This is a genomic window from Acidovorax bellezanensis (assembly GCF_025421555.1).
GTDB classification, from domain to species: domain Bacteria; phylum Pseudomonadota; class Gammaproteobacteria; order Burkholderiales; family Burkholderiaceae_C; genus Comamonas; species Comamonas bellezanensis.
In genome coordinates this window covers 1-20,189 of the sequence record NZ_JAODYH010000001.1, presented here as the reverse complement: position 1 = coordinate 20,189, position 20,189 = coordinate 1, and the positions used below count along the sequence as shown (strand labels likewise).

The following is a 20,189-nucleotide window of genomic DNA, read 5'->3' as shown; positions in this document are numbered from 1 at the left end:
GGGGCGCGGTGCGGCTTCAGCGGCGCTTTTCCAGCACCATCTGATCGCCTTGCCGCGTCATGCGGAATTCAGCCAGAAAGCTGTTGCCCAGCAGCACGTAAGGCATGGGCTGGGGCGTGACCACGGCTTCCACGCCGCGCACTTCCAGTCCACCGATGCGCACTGAATCCAGGCGCAGCCGCCAGCCGCGCGTGCTGCCGTTGGCCGTGCCCATTTGTATGCTCTCGCCTTGCAGAAAAGGCAGGCCCATGCGTTCGGCTTCGGTCCGGCCTATGGCCACGGTGCTCGCGCCGGTGTCGACCATGTAGCGCATGGACTGACCGTTGATCTGGCCCTGCTCGACAAAATGGCCGCGGCTGTCGGCGAACAGCACCAGGCGGGTTTCCGCCTCGCCCGCGCCCTGGCGCGATCCCAGGCGCACGGGGGCCTCGCCCAGGCGCAGTCGCTGCTGCTGGCCGCCGACATCGACCACCGCGTCTTCGCGCCCGACGCTGAGCACGCGCACCTTGCCCAGGCTTTCACCCGCGGCCAGACTGCGCGGCGCCGCGCCATCGACCACCAGCAAGGCCTTGCTGCCCAGGATGCCGGCCAACGCGATCGATTGCGCATGGGCCCCCTGTACCAGCCCCAGGGCCAGGCCTAGGCCCAGGACGAACGCCTGAAGCCACGGTGCGCCGCGCCCGAAACTGGCGCGCCCCAGCAGCGGGGCAGCGAGGAAGGGCCGTCCCGCACCGAGGCTGCCGTCCCCCTCCACCGAAGGATGAGAGGGGGAAGACGCGAAGCGTCTCAGGGGGTGTTCCAAGTTAGTCGCGGAAGTTGTTGAACGACAGCGGCACGTCGTCGATTTCCTTGCGGATCAGCGCCATCGCTGCCTGCAGGTCGTCGCGCTTGGCGCCGGTGATGCGTACTTTTTCGTCCTGGATCGCGGCCTGCACCTTGAGCTTGCTTTCCTTCATCAGCTTTTGCAGCTTCTTGGCCAGCTCGGACTCGATGCCGTTGCGCACCTTGACGACCTGCTTGAGCTTGTCGCCGCCGATCTTCTGCGCTTTCTGGATGTCGAGAAAACGCACATCGACGCTGCGCTTGGTCAGCTTGTTGCGCAGCAGGTCTTCCACTTGGGTGAGCTGGAAGTCCGCGTCACCGTACATGGTGATTTCCTTGTCCTTGAGTTCCACGGCGGCCGAAGAGCCCTTGAAGTCAAAGCGGGTGGCGATTTCCTTGGCGGCGTTTTCGACCGCGTTCTTCACTTCCACAAAGTCGGCTTCGCAGACGGTGTCAAAAGATGGCATGACAAATTCTCTTTCCTGAAAGGGGCTGGGGAGCGCCGGGCAGCGGCGGTGAAAGCCGGTGGCCAGCGGCGCCCTGGTCGCGGTGCGACAATCCGCAGATGTTAGTCGAGAAAAATGTACCCCTGCAGCATTGCAATACCTTTGGCATCGCGGCCCGCGCCCATGCCTTGGTGCGCGTGCATTCCGAAGATGATGTGCGCGCGCTGCTCGCCGACCCGCTGTGGGGGCGCAGGCCCCCGCTGGTGCTGGGAGGCGGCAGCAATATCGTGCTGACCGGCGATGTCGAGCCGGTCGTGCTCAAGATGGAGATCAAGGGCATGCGCCTGGTGGGCGAAACGCCTGCGGCCTGGATCGTCGAAGCCGGCGCGGGTGAGCGCTGGCACGACCTCGTGGCCTGGACGTTGCAGCAAGGCCTGCCGGGGCTGGAGAACATGGCGCTGATCCCCGGCACCGTGGGCGCGGCGCCGGTGCAGAACATCGGCGCCTACGGCGTGGAACTGCAGGACCGCTTCGACTCGCTCGATGCCATCGACCTGGCCACGGGCCAGGGCTTTTCCCTTGACGCCGCGCAATGCGCATTCAGCTACCGCGATTCGGTGTTCAAGCATGTGCCGGCCGAGCCCGAGGGGCAACGCCTGGACCAGGCCCTGCCGCGCGGCATGGGTCTGGCGGGCCGTGCCGTCATCACCCGCGTGCGGCTGGCCCTGCCCAAGGCCTGGAAGCCCGACATGGGCTACCTGGATATAGAGCGCAAGCGCACCGAGTCCGGCGTGGACCAGCCCACGGCCCAGCAGATCTTCGACTGGGTGTGTGAAATCCGCCGCGCCAAGCTGCCCGATCCGGAGGTGCTGGGCAATGCCGGCAGCTTCTTCAAGAACCCCACGGTCACCGCCGAGCAATGCGCCGACATCATCGCGCGCGAGCCGCGCATCGTGCACTACCCGCTGGCCGACGGCTCGATCAAGCTGGCCGCGGGCTGGCTGATCGACGCCTGCGGCTGGAAAGGCAAGACCATGGGCAAGGCCGGCGTCTATGAGCGCCAGGCACTGGTGCTGGTCAACCGCGGCGACAAGAACTCGGCCGACGCCAGCGTCACGGGCGGCGAAGTCATGACGCTGGCGCGGGCCATACAGACCAGCGTCTACGAGCGCTTCGGCATTCGCCTGGAACCCGAGCCGGTCGTGGTCTGAGCCGTGGGCGATGGCCGGCAACGGACATCCGGATACATGCGAAAATAGGCCGCCTCGGCGCGGCGGGAAGTCAGGGCTGCATGGTGCTCCTCTGACCGCGCTTGAAAATTGCCTGCATAACGACAACTTTATTACCAGCGGTTTTCCCTATCCCGGCTAGCCAGTGAGATTCGACTATGTCAAGTTACAACCCTCCTTTTGAAATTCACGTCCACGGCCAGGTGGTTCTGACCGCCAAGACCAGCTTCGAGCAGCTGCAAGAGGCGCTCAAGCCCTTGTGGACCTATGCCGGAGCGCGTTCGCTGGCCGATGGCGCCGCCAGCGTCTATGAAGAAGAGCCGGGCATACAGTTCGATGCGCGCGAGCACTTGCTGCAGATGTGCTGGACGGTGCGCGGGGATGACGACTTTCGCCAGTCCCTGGACGAAATGTGCATGAGCCTCAACGAGCTGTCCGAGCAGGGCGCGGCGATTGAAGTGACGTTCTACGACACCGAGTTCGACGACGACGAAGAGCCCGATGAAGCCGAGTCGCGCGATGACTTCCTGATGCTGTTTGTCGGCCCGACGCCGGCGGCCATCATGCAGGTGCAGCGCGACCTGCTGGTGCAGGACGTGGTGAACATGATGGAGCGCCATTTCGACGGCGCCGAGCTCGGCGGCGTGGTCACCGAGATCGACAAGCTGTTCGCCCTGCGTTTCGACGCGCTGGTGAACTCGCTGGAAATCGGCAAGCCACCGCGCGGCCCAGGCTCCGGCGGCTCCAGCCATGGCGGCGGCAATCGCCGTCCGCGCCACCTGCATTGAGAGGCCGGGGCTGGCGCGCACCGCGCCGGCGCCCCCACTGAATGAACCAGACGATGGATTTGCCGTACCTGCGCTCCTACCCGGCGCACTTGCAGGACCAGGTGCGTCAGCTGCTGGCCAAGGACGGCACGGGCGCGCTGCTGCAGCGCAGATACCCCCAGGCCCATGCGCTGCGCACCGACAAGGCGCTGTACGAATACACGGCTGAGCTCAAGTCACGCCACCTGCGCAAGGGCGGGACCATTCACAAGGTGATGTACGACAGCAAGATCCATGTGGTGCGCAACGCCCTGGGCCTGCACACCAGCCGCTCTCTGGTGCAGGGCGGCAAGCTGTCGGCGCGCCACGAGATCCGCGTGGCGTCCATGTTCAAGAGCACGCCCGAAGAATTCCTGCGCATGATCGTGGTGCACGAGCTGGCCCACCTGCGCGAAAAAGACCACGACAAGGCCTTCTACCAGCTGTGCGCGCACATGGAGCCGTCCTACCACCAGTACGAGTTCGATGTGCGCCTGTACCTGACCCACCTCGACGCGGGCGGTTCGCGCCTGTGGGGTGAGGGCCCAGCGGCGACGGACTAGATCAGCGGATATCGATTTTTGCGCAGTTCTGCGCGGGCAGGTCCAGCCAGCGCTGGGCCGCGGCCTGCAGGCTGCCCAGCCCGCCGGTGGTGAAGAGCTGGATCTGCGCGGCAGCATCCGTGCCGGGCGCGGCCTCGGGAGCGAGCATGCCGGCCTTGGCCAGCAGTCGCCGTGTCTGCTGCGCAACCGGCACACCGGTGTCTATCAGCTGCACATCGGGGCCGAGCAGGGCGCGCAGCTCGTCCTTGACGAAGATGTAGTGGGTGCAACCCAGCACCAGGGTGTCCATTTCACCGGGCTGGAGGCCGAACCTGCCCAGGCTGGCGGTGTGGCGCGCGCACAGCGCCCAGAGCTCCGAATCCTGCAGGTTCCGGGCCGGTGGCAGCTCGGTGCTCAGCTCGATGGCCCGGGCCAGACCGTCGCAGGCCTGGACTGCGAACTGCGTGTTTTGTGAGTGCTCACTTAGCAGTCGTGCAAAGCGGGCGCTGGTGACGGTGCCGCGCGTCCCCATCACGCCTACATGGTGGGTCTGGCTGCTCAGCGACGCGGGCTTGAGCGCGGGCTCGACGCCGATCAGCGGCAGATCCGGAATCTCGCCACGCAACTGCTCCACGGCCGCGGCCGTCGCCGTGTTGCAGGCGATCACCAGGGCCTTGATGCCGTGCTGGGCGCGCAGGTAGCGGGCAATCGCTCCCGTGCGCTGCTGCACGAACGCGTCGCCGCGCTCGCCGTAGGGCGCGTTGCCGCTGTCGGCGACGTAGACAAATTGTTCCTGGGGAAGTTCTTGGCGCAGCGCCTGAAGGACGCTGAGGCCGCCAATACCGCTGTCGAAAATGCCGATCGGAGAGGATGCGAGGTGCATGGAATGGAAGCGAGGAATGCGGGCCGCAGTGGCCGATGCGCCAGTATGCCTGGGCGCCGGTGTTTGCGCTGGGCGCCGCCGCCCGCAGGCGGCGGAATTGACCGGGGCGGGCTGCGTTGGCCCAGCCCCGGAATCAGGCCGGTTTAAGCGCCAGCTACGGTAATGCCCTTGAACTCACCGGTGGCGATCTTTTCCTTCCAGATCGCTGGGCCGGTGATGTGGGCGCTGGTGCCGCCCGCGTCCACGGCCACGGTGACAGGCATGTCGACCACGTCGAATTCGTAGATGGCTTCCATGCCCAGATCGGCAAAGCCCACCACCTTGGCGTTCTTGATGGCCTTGGAGACCAGGTAGGCGGCGCCGCCCACGGCCATCAGGTAGGCGCTCTTGTGCTGCTTGATGGCCTCGATGGCCACCGGGCCGCGCTCGGCCTTGCCGATCATGGCGATCAGGCCGGTCTGGGCCAGCATCATGTCGGTGAACGAGTCCATGCGCGTGGCCGTGGTGGGGCCGGCCGGGCCGACGGCTTCGTCACCCACGGGATCCACGGGGCCGACGTAATAGATCACGCGGTTGGTGAAGTCCACGGGCAGGCTCTCGCCCTTGGCCAGCATGCCCTGGATGCGCTTGTGCGCGGCGTCGCGGCCGGTGAGCATCTTGCCGTTGAGCAGCAAGGTGTCGCCGGGCTGCCAGCTGGCCACTTCCTGCTTGGTCAGATTGTTCAGGTCGACGCGCTTGCTCTTGTTGTAGTCAGGCGCCCACTCGACCTTGGGCCACAGGTCCAGCGAAGGCGGGTCGAGGTAGACCGGGCCCGAGCCGTCCATCACGAAATGGGCGTGGCGCGTGGCGGCGCAGTTGGGGATCATGGCCACGGGCTTGGAAGCCGCGTGCGTGGGGTACATCTTGATCTTGACGTCGAGCACGGTCGACAGGCCGCCCAGGCCTTGGGCGCCAATGCCCAGGGCGTTGACCTTCTCGTACAGCTCCAGGCGCATTTCTTCCACCTGGTCGAGCTTCTCGCCGCGCTGCGACTTCGCCTGGAGCTCATACATGTCCAGGTCTTCCATCAGGCTTTCCTTGGCCAGCAGCACGGCTTTTTCAGCGGTGCCGCCGATGCCGATGCCGATCATGCCCGGCGGGCACCAGCCCGCGCCCATGGTCGGGATGGTCTTGAGCACCCAGTCGACAATGCTGTCGCCGGGGTTCATCATGATCATCTTGGACTTGTTTTCCGAGCCGCCGCCCTTGGCCGCGACGGTGATGTCGACCTTGTTGCCGGGCACGAGCTGCGTGAAGATCACGGCAGGCGTGTTGTCCTTGGTGTTCTTGCGCGCGAAATGCGGGTCGGCGACCACGGAAGCACGCAGCGTGTTGTCGGGGTGGTTGTAACCCTGGCGCACGCCTTCATTGATCGCGTCCTCGATGCCGCCGGTGAAACCTTCCCAGCGCACGTCCATGCCGATCTTGAGGAACACGTTGACGATGCCCGTGTCCTGGCAGATGGGGCGGTGGCCGATGGCCGACATCTTGGAGTTCGTCAGGATCTGGGCCATCGCATCCTTGGCCGCCGGGCTCTGCTCGCGCTCATAGGCGCGCGCCAGGTGGGCAATGTAGTCGGTGGGGTGGTAGTAGCTGATGTACTGCAGGGCGCCTGCGATCGAATCGATCAGGTCCTGCTGGCGGATCGTGGTGGTCATCGTGGGAGTTTCTTCGGAAGGGGAACAACGAACAGCGAAAGCAACCCGGGATTATCCCGCGCTTCGCTGCAAAGCGTGCCAAAGCCCACCAGTCTTCTATAACACTTGACCTGTGTCGCTGTTGTGTCCGCCGCATTTATGGCTATCCTTGCCCTTGGACAATTCTGCGCAAGCCGTTTTAGATGAGAATGGGTTTCATTCATTAAACTAGGCATTTTCCATTCAACCGGTGTGGAGACTTGAGGATGACGCAACAGACAACGCGGCAGGAACATGACACTTTCGGCCCCATCAACGTGCCAGCCGATCGACTGTGGGGCGCGCAGACCCAGCGTTCGCTGCAGAACTTCGACATCTCGGGCGAGCGCCAGCCGCGCGAGCTGATCCATGCGCTGGCCCTGGTCAAGCGCGCTTCGGCGGTGGTCAACCAGCAACTGGGCCTGCTCGACGCCGCCAAGGCCCAGGCCATCGTCGCTGCCGCCGACGAGGTGATTGCCGGCCGTCACGAGCAGGAGTTTCCGCTGGTGGTCTGGCAGACCGGTTCGGGCACGCAGAGCAATATGAACGTCAACGAAGTGCTGGCCAACCGCGCCAGCGAGTTGCTGGGCGGCGAGCGTGGCGAAGGGCGGCTGGTGCACCCCAACGACGACGTGAACAAGAGCCAGTCGAGCAACGACGTGTTCCCCACGGCGATGCATGTGTCCGCGGTGCAAGCCCTGGTGCAGCGCCTGCTGCCGGCCACGGCCGGGCTGCAGGCCACGCTGGCCGACAAGTCGCAGGCCTTCGCCGACATCATCAAGATCGGTCGCACCCATTTGCAGGACGCAACGCCGCTGACCCTGGGACAGGAATTCTCGGGCTATGTGGCCCAACTGGCCCATGGCCAGGCCCATGTGCAGGCCGCCTTGCCGCATCTGTGCGAACTGGCGCTGGGCGGCACGGCCGTGGGCACGGGGCTGAACGCGCCGCCGGGCTATGCGGTGGCCGTCGCGGCCGAGCTGGCACGCCTCACCGGCCTGCCCTTCGTCACCGCGCCCAACAAGTTCGAAGCCCTGGCCAGCGTGGATGCGCTGGTCCACGCCCATGGCGCGCTCAAGACCCTGGCGGCCAGCCTGACCAAGATTGCCAACGACGTGCGCTGGCTGGCCAGCGGTCCGCGCAGCGGCATAGGCGAAATCAGCATTCCGGAGAACGAGCCCGGCTCGTCCATCATGCCGGGCAAGGTCAACCCCACGCAAAGCGAGGCCCTGACCATGCTCGCCGCCCAGGTCATGGGCAACGATGTGGCGATCAACATCGGCGGTGCCTCGGGCAACTTCGAACTCAACGTCTTTCGCCCCATGGTGGCGCACAACTTCCTGCAGAGCGTGCGCCTGCTGGCCGACGGCATGCGCAGCTTCAACGACCATTGCGCCGTGGGCATCACGCCCAATGAGGGCCGCATCGCCGAACTGGTGCAGCGCTCGCTGATGCTGGTCACGGCGCTGAACCCGCACATCGGCTACGACAAGGCGGCGTACATCGCCAAGAAGGCCCACCGCGAAGGCTCGAGCCTGCGCGAAGCGGCCGTGGCCAGCGGCCATTTGACGGGCGAGCAGTTCGACGCCTGGGTGGTGCCGGGGCAGATGGTCGGCCCCAGGGGCTAATCCACGTCGCTGGCGGCGTCCCCGCACGCCCGGTTGGTGATTTCCGCCTGGCCTTTGAGCCACTCGAAAAACACCGCCTGGGCCGCCGAGGCGCGGCTGTCCTGGTGGCTGCAGAAGAAGTAACCCCGATCGCTGGCCACGGACGTCTCGGACAGCAGCACCAGTTCGCCGGCGCGCAGTTCGCGCTCGGCCAGGCAGTGGGGAACAATGGCCACGCCCATGCCGGCCTTGGCCGCGACGATGAGGTTGATGCTCAGGTCAAAGCCCGGGCCCAGGGTCGGGGCGGCCGTCACGCCGACGGCCTGGAACCAGCGCTGCCAGTTGTCGGGAAAGCCGATGTGGTGCAGCAGCGTGGCCGACAGCAGGTCGCTGGGCACCGCAAACTGCGCGCGCAATTCGGGGGCGCAGACCGGCACCAGTTCATTGCCCAGCAGGTAGGTGGCCTGCACATGGTCGGGCCAGGGCCGACTGGGGCGCTTGACGTCTATCCAGCAGTCCACGTCGCTGCGCGTGAAGTTGTCGTCGTACTTGAATTGCCGCAGCTCTATGCGCACTTCGGGGTGCTGGCTGCGAAATGCCGGCAGACGGGGAATCAGCCACTGCGTCCCCAGCGTCGGAATCACGCTCAAGCGCACCGGGTGTGACTCCGAGGTGCGTGCAAACGCCTGCGAGGCGGCTTCCAGGCCCATTACATGCCGCTCGGTCAGGTCCCGCAACTGCCGGCCTCTTTCCGTCAGGTTCACTCCCATCGACGTGCGTTCAAACAGCCGGCAACCGTCGAGGTGCTGCTCCAGCCGCTGCACCGCGCGGCTGACGGCCCCTTGCGACACGCACAAGGTGTCGGCGGCCTGCCGGAAGCTGCCGTGCCGGCAGACCGCGAGAAAGGCATGCAATTCGACAAGGGAAGGGGATTGGAACTTCATCGGATAGCAACCTGGTTATGACTTTATGGCATCGCGGCCCCTGATTTTGTCGTTTGTGGGAGAGGCCCTACAGCACTTAAGCTGCGCGCCAAAGACAAACCTCAGACCAGGAAGAACAAATGCCTCTCAATCGACGTCAATTCGCCAGCTTGTCCCTTCTGGGCGCGATGCCCTTGCACGCAGCCAATGCGTCGGCGCAGGCGGCCTATCCCAGCAAGCCGATTACCCTGGTCGTGCCGTTCACGCCGGGCGGCTCGGTGGACAATTCCGGCCGACTGATGGCCGACAAGCTGGCGCGCATCCTGGGCAAGGCCATCGTGGTGGACAACCGCGGCGGCGCCGGCGGCGTCATCGGCACCAGCTATGCCGCCAAGGCCGCGCCCGACGGCTACACGCTGATCGTGACTTCGCAAAGCACGCATGTGGTGAACCCGGCCGTCAACCCCAAGCTGCCCTACGACGCTGTCAAGGATTTCGCGCCCATCACCTTGATCGACCGCCTGGCCAACGTGCTGCTGATCAATGCCAACCTGCCGATCCGCACTTTCGCGGATCTGGTGAAGTACGCACGCGCCAACCCCAATGCGCTGAACTACGCCAGCGCGGGCACGGGCTCGGTGTCGCACCTGAGCATGGAGCTGCTCAAGAGCCAGGCCGGCATTCCCATGACCCATGTGCCGTACAAGGGCGCGGGCAGCGCCTTGACGGATTTGATGTCCGGCCAGGTGCACCTGGCCTGGAACAACCTGTCCTCCAATCTGGACCACATCAAGTCGGGCAAGCTGCGCGCCCTGGCCGTGGCCGCGCCCACGCGCGTGCCGCAGTTGCCGGACGTGGCGACGTTCGCTGAGCTCAAGCTGCCCGACCTCAACATGACGTCGTGGACGGGTCTGGCCGCGCCGGCCAAGACGCCCGACGCCATCATCCAGAAGCTGTACGCGGCCATGCGCCAGGTCCTCGAGGAGCCGTCCACCCAGGCCTTGTGGGTCTCCAAGGGCATGATGATTCCCGAGAACATCACGCCCCAGGCCTACCGCGCGGAAATTGTCGATCGCATCAAGTTCTACCAGCGCGTCGCCCAATCCAACAACATCGTGCTTGATTGATCGGGGCCTGCATTGTCTTCCTTGACCCAAATTGACGCCTTCCTGCCGTACGAGCAGGAGCTGGTGGCGATACGCCGCCACCTGCACCAGCACCCGGAACTGGCCTTCGCCGAGCACGCCACGGCCGACTATGTCGCGCAAAGCCTCAGCAGCTGGGGCTATGAAGTGACGCGCGGCATCGGCGGCACGGGGCTGGTCGGCACGTTGCGCTGTGGCGACGGCGCCAAGCGCCTGGGCCTGCGCGCCGACATGGACGCCTTGCCCATCCAGGAGCAGACCGGCCTGGATTATGCAAGTGTCCAGCCGGGCTGCATGCATGCCTGCGGACATGACGGCCATATGGCCATGCTGCTGGGTGCGGCCAAGTACCTCGCGCGCCACCGCCGCTTTTCGGGCACGCTGAACCTGATCTTCCAGCCGGCCGAGGAGCGGGGCTTCGACAGCGGCGGCAAGGCCATGGTCGAAGACGGCCTGTTCGAGCGCTTCCCCTGTGACGCGGCCTATGCCATCCACAACCATCCTGGCGAGCCGCAAGGCAATTTCATGATGCGCGCAGGCCCGTTCATGGCCGCGGGCGACCGGGTGTTCGCGACCATCGTCGGCGTGGGCGGACATGCGGCCCGCCCGCATCTGGCCGTCGACCCGCTGGTGGCGGCCGCGGCCATCGTCACCAGCCTGCAGACCGTGGTCTCGCGCAATGTGGACCCGTCCGAATCGGCCGTGGTCACGGTGGGCCGCCTGCAGGCCGGCGATGCGCTCAATGTCATTCCGCAATCGGCCGAGATCGGCATCAGCGTGCGTTCGTTCAGCCCGGCCACGCGCCTGCTGCTCAAGCAGCGCATCCAGGCCTTGATCACCGGCATCGCCGAAGCCCATGGGGCCCGCGCCGAGATCAAGTACATCGAAGGCTATCCCATGCTGGTCAATGACGCGGCCGCCGTGGATCTGGCGGGCGCCGTGGCCACGGACCTGGTGGGCGCCGAGCGCGTCACCATGGAGTTCCCCCAGCTCATGGGCAGCGAAGACTTTGCCTACATGCTGCAAGCCTGCCCGGGTGCCTTGATCCGCCTGGGCAACGGGCCGACAGCCAACGGCCGCAGTCTGCACAACCCGCAGTACGACTTCAACGACCGGAACCTGCCCTACGGCGCGGCTTTCTGGAGCCAGTTGGCGGAGCGCTTCCTGGCCTGAGCGACACCCCTGAGAGGCCAGGGGTCTGCTAAGGTGCAGACCCTTGTTCTCTGCCAGTGCTGGAGTTTTTCATGGTTTTTCTGCCCTTGCGGGCCGCTGCAGTGCTGGCCGCTGTCGCGGCCCTGTCCGCCTGTTCCAGTCTGAGTGGCATGCGCCTGCCCTCCATGCCTTCCATGCCCAGCTGGGCAACTTGGGGTGGGGCGTCCAAGGCGCAGGCAGTGGCGCCGGTGGTGGCTGCGGCGCCAGCGCTCAAGCCCACGGAGCGCACCGAACTATGGCGGGGCATCTACCGCCAAGATGCCGAGATCGGGCGCTTCACCGAATGCCGCACGGGTGCCGAAATGCCCGTGGCACAGACGGGCGACAGCGCTCTGCTGCAGGCAGCCTATCTCGCCAGCCGGTCCGCGCCAGGTGCGCCGCTGTGGGTTGAAGTCCAGGGCCGCTGGGTGCAGCGCGCACGCGCCGACATGCCGCCGTCGGCCAATGCCAAGGAGCTGGTGCTGCTGGTCGAGCGCTTTGTCTCGGTATCGAGCCAGACGTCCTGCGTGGGCTGGTAAGGCGCCACACGCAAAAAATGCCCCGAAGTCCGCAAGGATTCGGGGCATTTTTTCAACTCAGTCGATGGTCAGTCGACAAGAATGCCGCGGTCTTGCGGCGAGCGATCACTGCTTGAGCAGCGGGCCATTGCAGAACAGCGGATGGAAGGTCCCCACGGTGGCTTGCAAGAGACCATTGAGCACCTTGCACTGGTTGTTGCCGTCTTGCAGATAAGCGCTGTTGCTGGTCGCGCGGTACAGACAGGCGTCGAGTTGTGCAATCTTGTCGAAAAGGAAGACCTGGGGCTCCGAAGTGTCTCCGGGGTAGGGCTGGCTTGCGCACACGGACTCAGCCGTGGTGGCGGTGCCGCTGGGGCCGGTACTCGTTCCGCCGGCAGCCGCCGGAAAACCTGCAGCGACGAAAGCGGCCCTCGCTGTTTCGACAGCATTCGGGGTTTCCGTATTGATGGCCTTGGCCACTGCATCGGAAAGTATCTTGATCGTCAGCGCTCGCGAGGGGTAGGTCTTGGCGTCATAAAGACGTTTGAGCATGGCCTGGAATTCGGTGGCTACCGAGTTGGCATACGCAATGATGGCGGGCGTTTCTGCATCGGCCAGGTCTTCCGGACTGAGGAAGATCTCCGGGCTGATGGCAGTGCAGTCAGCCACCAGGCAATACATCAGAGTACGCTTTTCCCCGCCGGATGGCACGATCACAATCGACCACATAAAGCGTGGCGCGATGATGACGCCGGTGCTCGGCAGCTCGCACTGGCCATTGCTGCGCGTGAACGGTGCCACGCAGTCTGCGAAGGTTCCCGAGACCTTAGTGCCCGTGAATTGCTGAACGGCTCCGCCCGCAGCGGTCAGCTGTCCCGTGATGCCGCCCTGTGCGGTGATCGAGCCCGTCGCGGCACTCCCCCCTGCATCGCCTTGGAGCTTAAAAGTCGTTACGCCGCCCACCGTGGTCTGTGGGGTGACCTGCGCAGTACAGGCACTGTCTGTCTGTAATTTGCAGCTGACGACCGTGGCGGTCTTGTCGAGCATCAAGGCGCCGAGCGTCGTGCTGCCCGCTTTGAGGCTGTACGTACCGGCCAGTGCCGCGATGTCTACGGTGCCGCTGCCTCCACCGTTGCCTGCGCCGGCATTTGAATCGCTATCGCCGCCACCGCCACAGCCATGAAGCGCTATTGCGATGAGGCCATACAGGAAGCCCTGTCGAATGACGTGGAAAGGAGTGTGGGAAGCGGGCATCGTGGACTCTTTAAAAAGTAAGAGGAATGGCGCTTTTATACTTTTTGTATCAAATCGCCGCCTCCCCAAAACAGGTGAAGGGAATACCCTCGGCTTCCCCGCGGCTGAGCCGCGGAGTGCCACCACCACAGCGCTTGGTGTTAATCGGTATCGAGCTGCTTGGTTGCGCGTGCGCACCGGCCCTGACGCTCGAAAGTCAGACTTCCCGGCCTGTCTTCGGCACGGGAGCGCAGCGCCAGAGGGCTGCGCGGAGCCGTAGCCGGCGCAGTCACTGAAAGGGCGGATCTTCAGGTCCTGCGCCCCAGGCCTGGCAGGCGCATGTCGAAGCGGTGGTTGAGGTAGTGGATGGACGACTTGTAGGCCGCGTCGGCCCAGCCTGAGCGTTGGGGGTTGTAGCCGTCGCTGACCAGGGCCAGGTCTTCGCCCGGCAGCGGATGGACGGCCCAGCGGTAGATGTCGTGGTTGGTGAAATGGTTGCCGGCGCGCAGGTAGTACCAGGCGTCAGGCCATTCCCAGAACACGGTCTTGCTCGGCGTGCCTATGGTCACTGGCCGGGTCACCTGGTTGTTGCCGAACAGGTGGGTCAGGCCGAAGGCGACTTCCTTTTCCAAGGCGGCTATCGGACCTTTGGCCAGCTGGGACCATTTCTCGGCGCAGTCGGTCTGGTCGTTGTAGACCACGCGGATGGCGTTTTGCGGCGCTGCATATTCTTCCAGCGGGATTTCGACCGAATTGATGCAGTGGCCTGTCGTCCAGGCGCGCCAGACATGCCGGCCGTTGGCTGTGACAATGCCGCGCCACCAGGGCTCGGGATACCACTGGGTGATGGTGGTCACGCGCACGCCGACCAGGGCCTGGAATTCAGCCTGGGCGCGTATCTTTTCCGGGATTTCGCCCTGCACCTGGGCCAGTGCCACCGGCGGCAGGGCCAGCACCAGGCTGCGGGCCGTGAGCGCGCGCCGCGGGGTTTGCAGCAGATAGCCGGCCGCGCATTTGTGGATGGCCAGCACGGGCTCGGACAAGTGGATTTGCACGCCCAGCTCGCGAACGCTTTGCTCCATGCCGCGGGTATAGGCCGACATGCCGCCCACCGGGTACAGGCTTTGGCAATGGCCGCTGGGACAGATGGCGCCGGCGTCGTTTTCCTCGTCGAGGTAGTCGAGGTAGGCCTTGGCGTTGAGGTCGTATTCGTGGTCGGCGCGAAAGCGGTAGGTGTCGTGCAGGAAGGCGCAGCCTTCCTTGCCTATGACTTTTTCGGCGTAGGCGCGCAGGTTGGGGTAGTGGTCGACATGCGCGCGCTCGGGACCCTTGAGCAGGCGCTCGTAGAGCTGGGTTTCATAGCCGCCACGGGCGCGGTCCACGTCGAGCGTGGGAAAGACGCGGATGAAGTCGTCATTGTTCGTGGAGAACATGCCGCGGGTAAAGCCCAGCTCTTCGAGCATTTCCGGTTTTTGCAGGGGAATGCCCAGCTCCTGGGCCAGGCCGATGAGCACGCTCTGGCCGTCCATGATGCGCCGCGCGCCGAGCTGGACAAAAGGTCCGTCGGTCTGGTCGGCCGAGGCGGGAACGTCGAACACGCGCCCGCCCAGACGCTGGTCCTGCTCGAACAGGCCAATGCGCGGGCCGTAACGCGGGGCCAGCCGGTAGGCGGTGTGCAGACCGGCCACGCCGCCGCCGATGATGGCAATGTCCAGGTCGGTGGTTGGATCGACGGCGGGTTGCGCCAGGCCAGCGTCCATCGGGCTCCAGTCCGTGGAAGCCAGGATCTGGCCGGTTTCGAACAAGCGGTTCTTCATCAGAATGCAGTCCTTTCTCTGGGGCGCACCAGCCAGCGTCGCATCGAAAGGAAAGTGTAGGACGGCAAACAGCGCAAGGCCCGTCAAGGCATTGCGCTGTTCGTGGTTAATGCCGCGCCCCTGGGGGCGGGGCTCAAAAGCCGGGAGCTTGCCGGTCAGCGGCCGGCCGCCGCCAGCGACCGGGCGATCCAGTCGTCGAAAGTCTTCTGGTGCGCACGGATCCAGCCTTCGGTGTGGCGATCGATGTCTTCGGGCTTGTTCTCGCCCAGGAACATGCGGTTGTTCTGCGCATTGATGTCGTTGACCGACAGCTGCATCAACTCGAACAGCTTGCCCGCGGCCGGGTTCTTGGCCACCCATTGCTTGTTGGCCACGATGTGCTGCTTGTTGGGCACGAAACCGTAGTTCTTGCCATTGGGCAGCTGGGTGTCGGTCACGCCTTGCGCGCTGGGCAGGGCGCTGAACGGCACTTCCAGCCAGACGACATCGGTGCCGGGCTTGAGCTGGGCGCTGACCCAGAACGGTGTCCAGGTGTAGTAAAGAATGGGCTTGCCGGCCTGGTAGCGCGCAATGGTGTCGGCAATCAGCGCCGAGTAGGTGCCCTGCTGGTGGGTGACGGTGTTGCGCAGCTGGAAGGCGTCGAGCTGGTGCTCGATCATGGTCTCGCAGCCCCAGCCCGGCGTGCAGCCGGTCAGGTCGGCCTTGCCGTCGCCGTTGGTGTCGAACAGGGCGGCGATCTTGGGGTCCTTGAGCTGGCCGATCTGGGTGATGCCGTATTGCTCGGCCGTCTTCTTGTCGATCAGGTAGCCCTGGATCGCACCGTCCGAGTACACGCCGGTGCGCGACAGCCGGGTGTCACCACCGACGTTCTTGTAGAAATCGGCGTGCTGCAGGTCCCAGTGGTCGGCCATGAAAGTGGCGTCGCCATTGGCAATCGCCATGTGCGCGGTCGGGTACTCGACTTCCTGGATGGGCTGGACTTCGTAGCCCAGCTTTTGCAGGGCCTTCATCACCAGTACGGTCTGGAACGTCTCTTCGGCGATCGAGCTCTTGAGCGGAAAGACTTTGATGCCTGCGCCAGGCAGGTCCTGGGCCGCGGCGATCAGGCCGAACGCGGCGAGGCTGGTGGCCAGTACCGCATGGGCCAGGCGTTGCATGGTCGGGTGGCGTGGGAGTGTGTCGGACATGAGGGTCTCCTGATGTTCTGGAAAAGTGCGGGGGGCAGGCAGCGGCGGCGCTGCCCCCGGGGCTCAGTGGCTGGCAGCTGCCGTGGCGGCGCTGGTCTGGCCGGCGGCAGGCCGCGGGCTGCGCTGCAGCAAGCGCAGCAGCAGTCCGGCGGGACCGCCTTGCCACCAGCGCTGGCCACCGCGCTGGGGCTTGCCCATGGCCTGGGTGATGCGGTCGAGTGCAATCGCCAGCAGCACAATGCCCAGGCCGCCAACGGTGGCCAGACCCATGTCCAGCCGGCCGATGCCGCGCAGCACCATCTGGCCCAGGCCGCCCACGGCGATCATGGAAGCGATCACCACCATCGACAGCGACAGCATCAGCGCCTGGTTGATGCCGGCCATGATGGACGGCATGGCCAGGGGCAGTTGCACCTTGACCAGCATCTGCATGGGCGAGGCGCCATAGGCGCGGCTGGCTTCGATCAGGTCGGGCCGCACCTGGCGAATGCCCAGGTTGGTGAGACGAATCAGGGGCGGCAGGGCGAAGACGATGGTCACGATCACGCCGGGCACGTTGCCGATGCCGAACAGCATCACCACCGGCACCAGATAGACAAAGGCCGGCGTGGTCTGCATGGCGTCGAGGAAGGGACGGGTCCAGCGCTGGGCGCGGTCGCTGGCGGCCAGCGCAATGCCCACGGGCAGGCCGATGGCGATGCAGAAAGCCAGCGAAGTCAGCACCAGCGACAGCGTGACCATGGCTTCAGGCCAGATGCCCAGCAGGGCCACGATGGCCAGCGAGGCCAGGGTGCCGAGGGCGATGGCGCGGCCGGCGAATTGCCAGGCCAGCAGCACCAGCAGCCCGATCATGGCCGCGGTCGGCACGCTGGTCAGCAGGCTTTGCACGCCGGTCAGCGTGGCATCGATGGGCGCGCGCACGGTCTGGAAGAAGGGGCGGAAATGCGTCACCGCCCAGTCCAGGCCTTGGTTGATCGCGCCCTGGATCTGCGTGGAATCGCCCAGCCACTGGTGGATGTCGAAGCCGCTGAACAGGCTGGTATCGGCGCTGCTGCCGGCATGGGCCAGGCTTTGGCTGGCGCTGCCGGCGGCATCCGCCAGGCCCGGGCCGTCGAGCCAGTCGGTGTTGCCGGCATCCAGGGCGCCGCTGTTGCCCAGCGTCCAGGGGTCGCTGGCGGCGAGGCCGCTGTCCACGGCGGCGCCCGGCGCATCGCCGAGGAAATCCGTGGCCGGTGCCTGGGCCGGGGCGTCCCAGGGGCTGGAGGCCGCATCCGAGGCCATGCCTTGCTGGGCGCTTTCCCACAGGGCGGCGTCGGCCTGGGCGATTTGAATGGGGGCGGAGTTCAGGACGGTGGTGCTCATGCGGCGCTCCTTGTGGACTGGTCGGCAGCGGTCGCCGTTGGCAGGGTGGAGGGCGGCAGGGGCGGAGTGTCCCGGTCGAGGAATTTCAGCAGCGTGGTCTTGCTGATCACGCCGGCAAAGCGGCCGTCGTTCTGGACCACGGGCAGCGCGCAGGGCGCGGCCGCGACCTGGCCGAACAGGTTGGCCACGGGCGCGTCGACGGCAATCGTCGACACGTTGTCCAGATAGGCGTGCTGCAGGCCCAGCGTGCCCACATGGCCGTGCAAGGCCTTGCGCAGCGAGTCCGAGGACACCGTGCCCAGGTAGCGTTGGCGCGGGCTGAGCACATAGGCAAAGTCGCGGTCCGAGTCCTCGAGCATCTTGAGTGCCGGGCGGCAGCCACGTTCGCTGTGCTCGCTGACCACGGTCAGTCCGCGGCGCACGATGTCGCCGGCCTTGAACACCGCGGCCGCATCCACGCCGCGGATGAAGCTGCGCACATAGTCGTTGGCCGGGTTGCGCAGGATGTCGTCGGGCGTGCCGACCTGTATCACCTGGCCGTCCTTCATGATGGCGATGCGGTCGCCGATGCGCATGGCTTCATCCAGGTCATGGGAAATGAAGACGATGGTGCGGCGCTTGACTTCCTGCAGGCGCAGCAGCTCGGACTGCATTTCGGTGCGGATGATGGGGTCGAGGGCGGAGAAGGCTTCGTCCATCAGCAGGATGGACGGATCCGAGGCCAGGGCCCGGGCCAGGCCCACGCGCTGCTGCATGCCGCCCGACAGTTCATCGGGGTAGCTCGCACCCCAGCCGTCCAGGCCGACCTGTTCCAGCGCGGACTGGGCCTGCGCCTGGCGCTCGGCGCGGTCCACGCCGGCGAGTTCCAGGCCGAAGGCCGTGTTGTCGAGCACGGTCATGTGGGGCAGCAGCGCGAACGACTGGAAGACCATGGAGATGTCCTTGCGGCGCAGCGCGCGCAAGTCCTTGGGCGACAGGGCGCCGATGTCCGTGCCGTCGACCAGAATGCGGCCGGCCGTGGGCTCGATCAGCCGGTTGAGCATGCGCACCAGCGTGGATTTGCCCGAGCCCGACAGGCCCATGATCACGAAAATTTCGCCGGCTTCGATCTGGAAATGCGCATCGAAAACGCCAATGGACTGGCCGGTGCGCGCAAGGATCTCCGATTTGCTCAGACCCTGCTCTACGAGCGCCAGTGCGGCTTGCGGCGTGTCGCCGAATACTTTGAAGACATGATCGATGGTGATCTGTTTGGCCACTGTTTCTCTCTCCCGTGTGTTGGATTGAAGACAGTCCAGCGTTTCGCGAGAAAGCTGGCGTGCAAAACCGATGGAAACCCCTGATGCAACGGCCGCCCAGAGCCCGGTGGGGCTGGCGATGGCCGGCAGGTGCGGGTGCAGCAGCACCCACATTGGCTCGAATGGCACGCGAGATGGTGCGCAAGAGTCAGGCGATGCGCAGGGAAAAGCGGTGAATTCGCTTGTCCGCGCACCGGTATCCAAAAGGCGGCACAGGCGTGCAGCAGATACCTTGGCATCAGGACCGCTATCGGTCCGATGACGGGGCTGCAACGAGGCAGCGACCGTCAAAAATGGATAAAGACGTTGAAAACGCCGTTATTACCTGCGTGGCAGGTGGTGAATAAGCCGCTAATCATATTCATTCAGTGCTTTTATGTCAATAAATGGTTTTTTTGGCCTGTGCTATATCGCGCGCGTTTGTATGGGCTGGCGCCCGCGCCAGGCGCAAAAAAAACCCGCGCCGCAGGGCTGCGGGGCGGGGTTTGGCGTGGGTCGGGGCCGCGCTCAGTGGGCCCGGGTGTGGTCGTGGCGCAGCAGGCGGTCGGTATAGGCGACGGCCAGCGCGCTGAGCAGGAAGGTGATGTGGATCAGGGTCTGCGCAATCAGCACCTTGGAGTCGTAGTTGGCGGCGTTGATGAAAGTCTTGAGCAGGTGGATGGAGCTGATGCCGATGATGGACAGACCCAGCTTGACCTTGAGCACGGTGGCATCCACATGGTCCAGCCACTCGGGCTGGTCCGGGTGGCCTTCGACGTTCAGGCGGCTGACGAAAGTCTCGTAGCCGCCGATGATGACCATGATCAGCAGGTTGGAGATCATCACCACGTCGATCAGTGCCAGCACCACCAGCATGATCACCGTCTCGTTGAGGCCGGTGAGCGGCGCGTCGGGCTTGTAGCCAATGCTGTTGACCAGTGCCTGCAGCGCGGTCTGGCTGCCGAAAGCCGCTTCGATCAGGTGCCACAGTTCGAGCAGGAAATGCCAGACGTACACGCCTTGCGCGAGGATCAGGCCCAGGTACAGCGGAACTTGCAGCCAGCGGCTGGCAAAGATGAAGGCTGGCAGCGGTCGCATCGTGTGAACGCCAGGTGCGGATTTGCTGTGGGGATTTGGGGTGGCCATGGGCGGGTGGGGAAGTAGTGGGCAGGGAAAAAGGTGGGCGATTGTATCGGTGTGGCTTGCAGTCTACGGCCGCAAAGGCTACTGGTGGGAGTAAGTTTTGTCAGCGAATCGTCAGTGGCTTGTCAGACCCGTGTAGGCCAGTCGCGGCACAATGCCCAGCATTGCCAAGGAGACAGAAATACCATGAGCGCATCGTCATCTGCTATCGAATCCGTACTGGTGGAGAACCGGGTCTTTCCTGTGCCACCGGCGTTTGCCCAGGTGGCCCGCATTTCCGGCATGCCGGCCTACGAGGCCTTGTGCGCCGAAGCCGAGGCCGATTTCGAAGGCTATTGGGCGC

General features: G+C 65.2%; 18 protein-coding genes. 7 read left to right on the top strand and 11 right to left on the bottom strand.

Annotated features, from left to right (window positions below):
• Window positions 1–16: 16 nt before the first annotated feature.
• Window positions 17–649 carry a retropepsin-like aspartic protease family protein gene (locus N0K08_RS00090; protein WP_261498452.1) on the bottom strand — a complete coding sequence of 211 codons (633 nt, stop codon included), beginning with the start codon at window positions 647–649 and terminating at the stop codon, window positions 17–19.
• 154 nt (window positions 650–803) lie between these two features.
• Window positions 804–1,289 (bottom strand): YajQ family cyclic di-GMP-binding protein, encoded by a 486-nt coding sequence (locus tag N0K08_RS00085; RefSeq protein ID WP_261497966.1) that lies wholly within the window; start codon window positions 1,287–1,289, stop codon window positions 804–806.
• 98 nt (window positions 1,290–1,387) lie between these two features.
• Here N0K08_RS00085 and murB point away from each other — a divergent pair, with 98 nt between their 5' ends.
• The 3 genes from murB to N0K08_RS00070 all read left to right on the top strand — a co-directional run bounded on the left by murB (window position 1,388) and on the right by N0K08_RS00070 (window position 3,866).
• A complete protein-coding gene (murB, locus tag N0K08_RS00080; RefSeq protein ID WP_261497965.1) occupies window positions 1,388–2,479 on the top strand; it encodes a UDP-N-acetylmuramate dehydrogenase in 1,092 nt (363 codons plus the stop codon).
• 176 nt (window positions 2,480–2,655) lie between these two features.
• Window positions 2,656–3,285: a DUF6806 family protein gene (locus N0K08_RS00075; RefSeq protein ID WP_261497964.1), complete on the top strand. Its 630-nt coding sequence runs from the start codon at window positions 2,656–2,658 to the stop codon at window positions 3,283–3,285.
• 53 nt (window positions 3,286–3,338) lie between these two features.
• Window positions 3,339–3,866 carry a M48 metallopeptidase family protein gene (locus N0K08_RS00070; protein ID WP_261497963.1) on the top strand — a complete coding sequence of 176 codons (528 nt, stop codon included), beginning with the start codon at window positions 3,339–3,341 and terminating at the stop codon, window positions 3,864–3,866.
• A 1-nt stretch (window position 3,867) separates the two neighbouring features.
• On the opposite strand, the gene murI is transcribed toward N0K08_RS00070, so the two are convergent.
• Window positions 3,868–4,728, bottom strand: a complete 861-nt coding sequence (murI, locus tag N0K08_RS00065) for a glutamate racemase (RefSeq protein ID WP_261497962.1) — start codon at window positions 4,726–4,728, stop codon at window positions 3,868–3,870.
• A 143-nt stretch (window positions 4,729–4,871) separates the two neighbouring features.
• Window positions 4,872–6,425 carry a fumarate hydratase gene (locus tag N0K08_RS00060; protein ID WP_261497961.1) on the bottom strand — a complete coding sequence of 518 codons (1,554 nt, stop codon included), beginning with the start codon at window positions 6,423–6,425 and terminating at the stop codon, window positions 4,872–4,874.
• 245 nt (window positions 6,426–6,670) lie between these two features.
• On the opposite strand from N0K08_RS00060, the gene fumC reads away from it, so the two are divergent.
• Complete coding sequence (gene fumC / locus N0K08_RS00055; RefSeq protein ID WP_261497960.1) at window positions 6,671–8,071, top strand: class II fumarate hydratase; 1,401 nt, start codon at window positions 6,671–6,673, stop codon at window positions 8,069–8,071.
• Here fumC and N0K08_RS00050 read toward each other — a convergent pair.
• Window positions 8,068–8,994, bottom strand: a complete 927-nt coding sequence (locus N0K08_RS00050; RefSeq protein WP_261497959.1) for a LysR substrate-binding domain-containing protein — start codon at window positions 8,992–8,994, stop codon at window positions 8,068–8,070. The genes fumC and N0K08_RS00050 overlap by 4 nt on opposite strands.
• Window positions 8,995–9,113: 119 nt before the next feature.
• Here N0K08_RS00050 and N0K08_RS00045 point away from each other — a divergent pair, with 119 nt between their 5' ends.
• The 3 genes from N0K08_RS00045 to N0K08_RS00035 all read left to right on the top strand — a co-directional run bounded on the left by N0K08_RS00045 (window position 9,114) and on the right by N0K08_RS00035 (window position 11,848).
• Window positions 9,114–10,100 carry a Bug family tripartite tricarboxylate transporter substrate binding protein gene (locus N0K08_RS00045; protein WP_261497958.1) on the top strand — a complete coding sequence of 329 codons (987 nt, stop codon included), beginning with the start codon at window positions 9,114–9,116 and terminating at the stop codon, window positions 10,098–10,100.
• A 21-nt stretch (window positions 10,101–10,121) separates the two neighbouring features.
• Window positions 10,122–11,291 carry a M20 aminoacylase family protein gene (locus N0K08_RS00040; protein ID WP_408642878.1) on the top strand — a complete coding sequence of 390 codons (1,170 nt, stop codon included), beginning with the start codon at window positions 10,122–10,124 and terminating at the stop codon, window positions 11,289–11,291.
• A 71-nt stretch (window positions 11,292–11,362) separates the two neighbouring features.
• Complete coding sequence (locus N0K08_RS00035) at window positions 11,363–11,848, top strand: hypothetical protein (protein ID WP_261497956.1); 486 nt, start codon at window positions 11,363–11,365, stop codon at window positions 11,846–11,848.
• Window positions 11,849–11,953: 105 nt separating this feature from the next.
• Here N0K08_RS00035 and N0K08_RS00030 read toward each other — a convergent pair whose 3' ends face one another.
• The 6 genes from N0K08_RS00030 to N0K08_RS00005 all read right to left on the bottom strand — a co-directional run bounded on the left by N0K08_RS00030 (window position 11,954) and on the right by N0K08_RS00005 (window position 19,849).
• Window positions 11,954–13,081: a hypothetical protein gene (locus N0K08_RS00030; RefSeq protein ID WP_261497955.1), complete on the bottom strand. Its 1,128-nt coding sequence runs from the start codon at window positions 13,079–13,081 to the stop codon at window positions 11,954–11,956.
• A 287-nt stretch (window positions 13,082–13,368) separates the two neighbouring features.
• Window positions 13,369–14,877, bottom strand: a complete 1,509-nt coding sequence (locus N0K08_RS00025; protein WP_261497954.1) for a flavin monoamine oxidase family protein — start codon at window positions 14,875–14,877, stop codon at window positions 13,369–13,371.
• 155 nt (window positions 14,878–15,032) lie between these two features.
• Window positions 15,033–16,034 carry a glycine betaine/L-proline ABC transporter substrate-binding protein ProX gene (gene proX / locus N0K08_RS00020; RefSeq protein ID WP_261498451.1) on the bottom strand — a complete coding sequence of 334 codons (1,002 nt, stop codon included), beginning with the start codon at window positions 16,032–16,034 and terminating at the stop codon, window positions 15,033–15,035.
• 93 nt (window positions 16,035–16,127) lie between these two features.
• Window positions 16,128–17,345 (bottom strand): glycine betaine/L-proline ABC transporter permease ProW, encoded by a 1,218-nt coding sequence (proW, locus tag N0K08_RS00015; RefSeq protein ID WP_408642890.1) that lies wholly within the window; start codon window positions 17,343–17,345, stop codon window positions 16,128–16,130.
• 77 nt (window positions 17,346–17,422) lie between these two features.
• Window positions 17,423–18,685: a glycine betaine/L-proline ABC transporter ATP-binding protein ProV gene (proV, locus tag N0K08_RS00010; protein WP_261497952.1), complete on the bottom strand. Its 1,263-nt coding sequence runs from the start codon at window positions 18,683–18,685 to the stop codon at window positions 17,423–17,425.
• A 546-nt stretch (window positions 18,686–19,231) separates the two neighbouring features.
• Entirely contained in the window at window positions 19,232–19,849 is a 618-nt protein-coding gene (locus N0K08_RS00005; RefSeq protein ID WP_261497951.1) for a TIGR00645 family protein, read from the bottom strand.
• Window positions 19,850–20,189 lie beyond the last annotated feature (340 nt).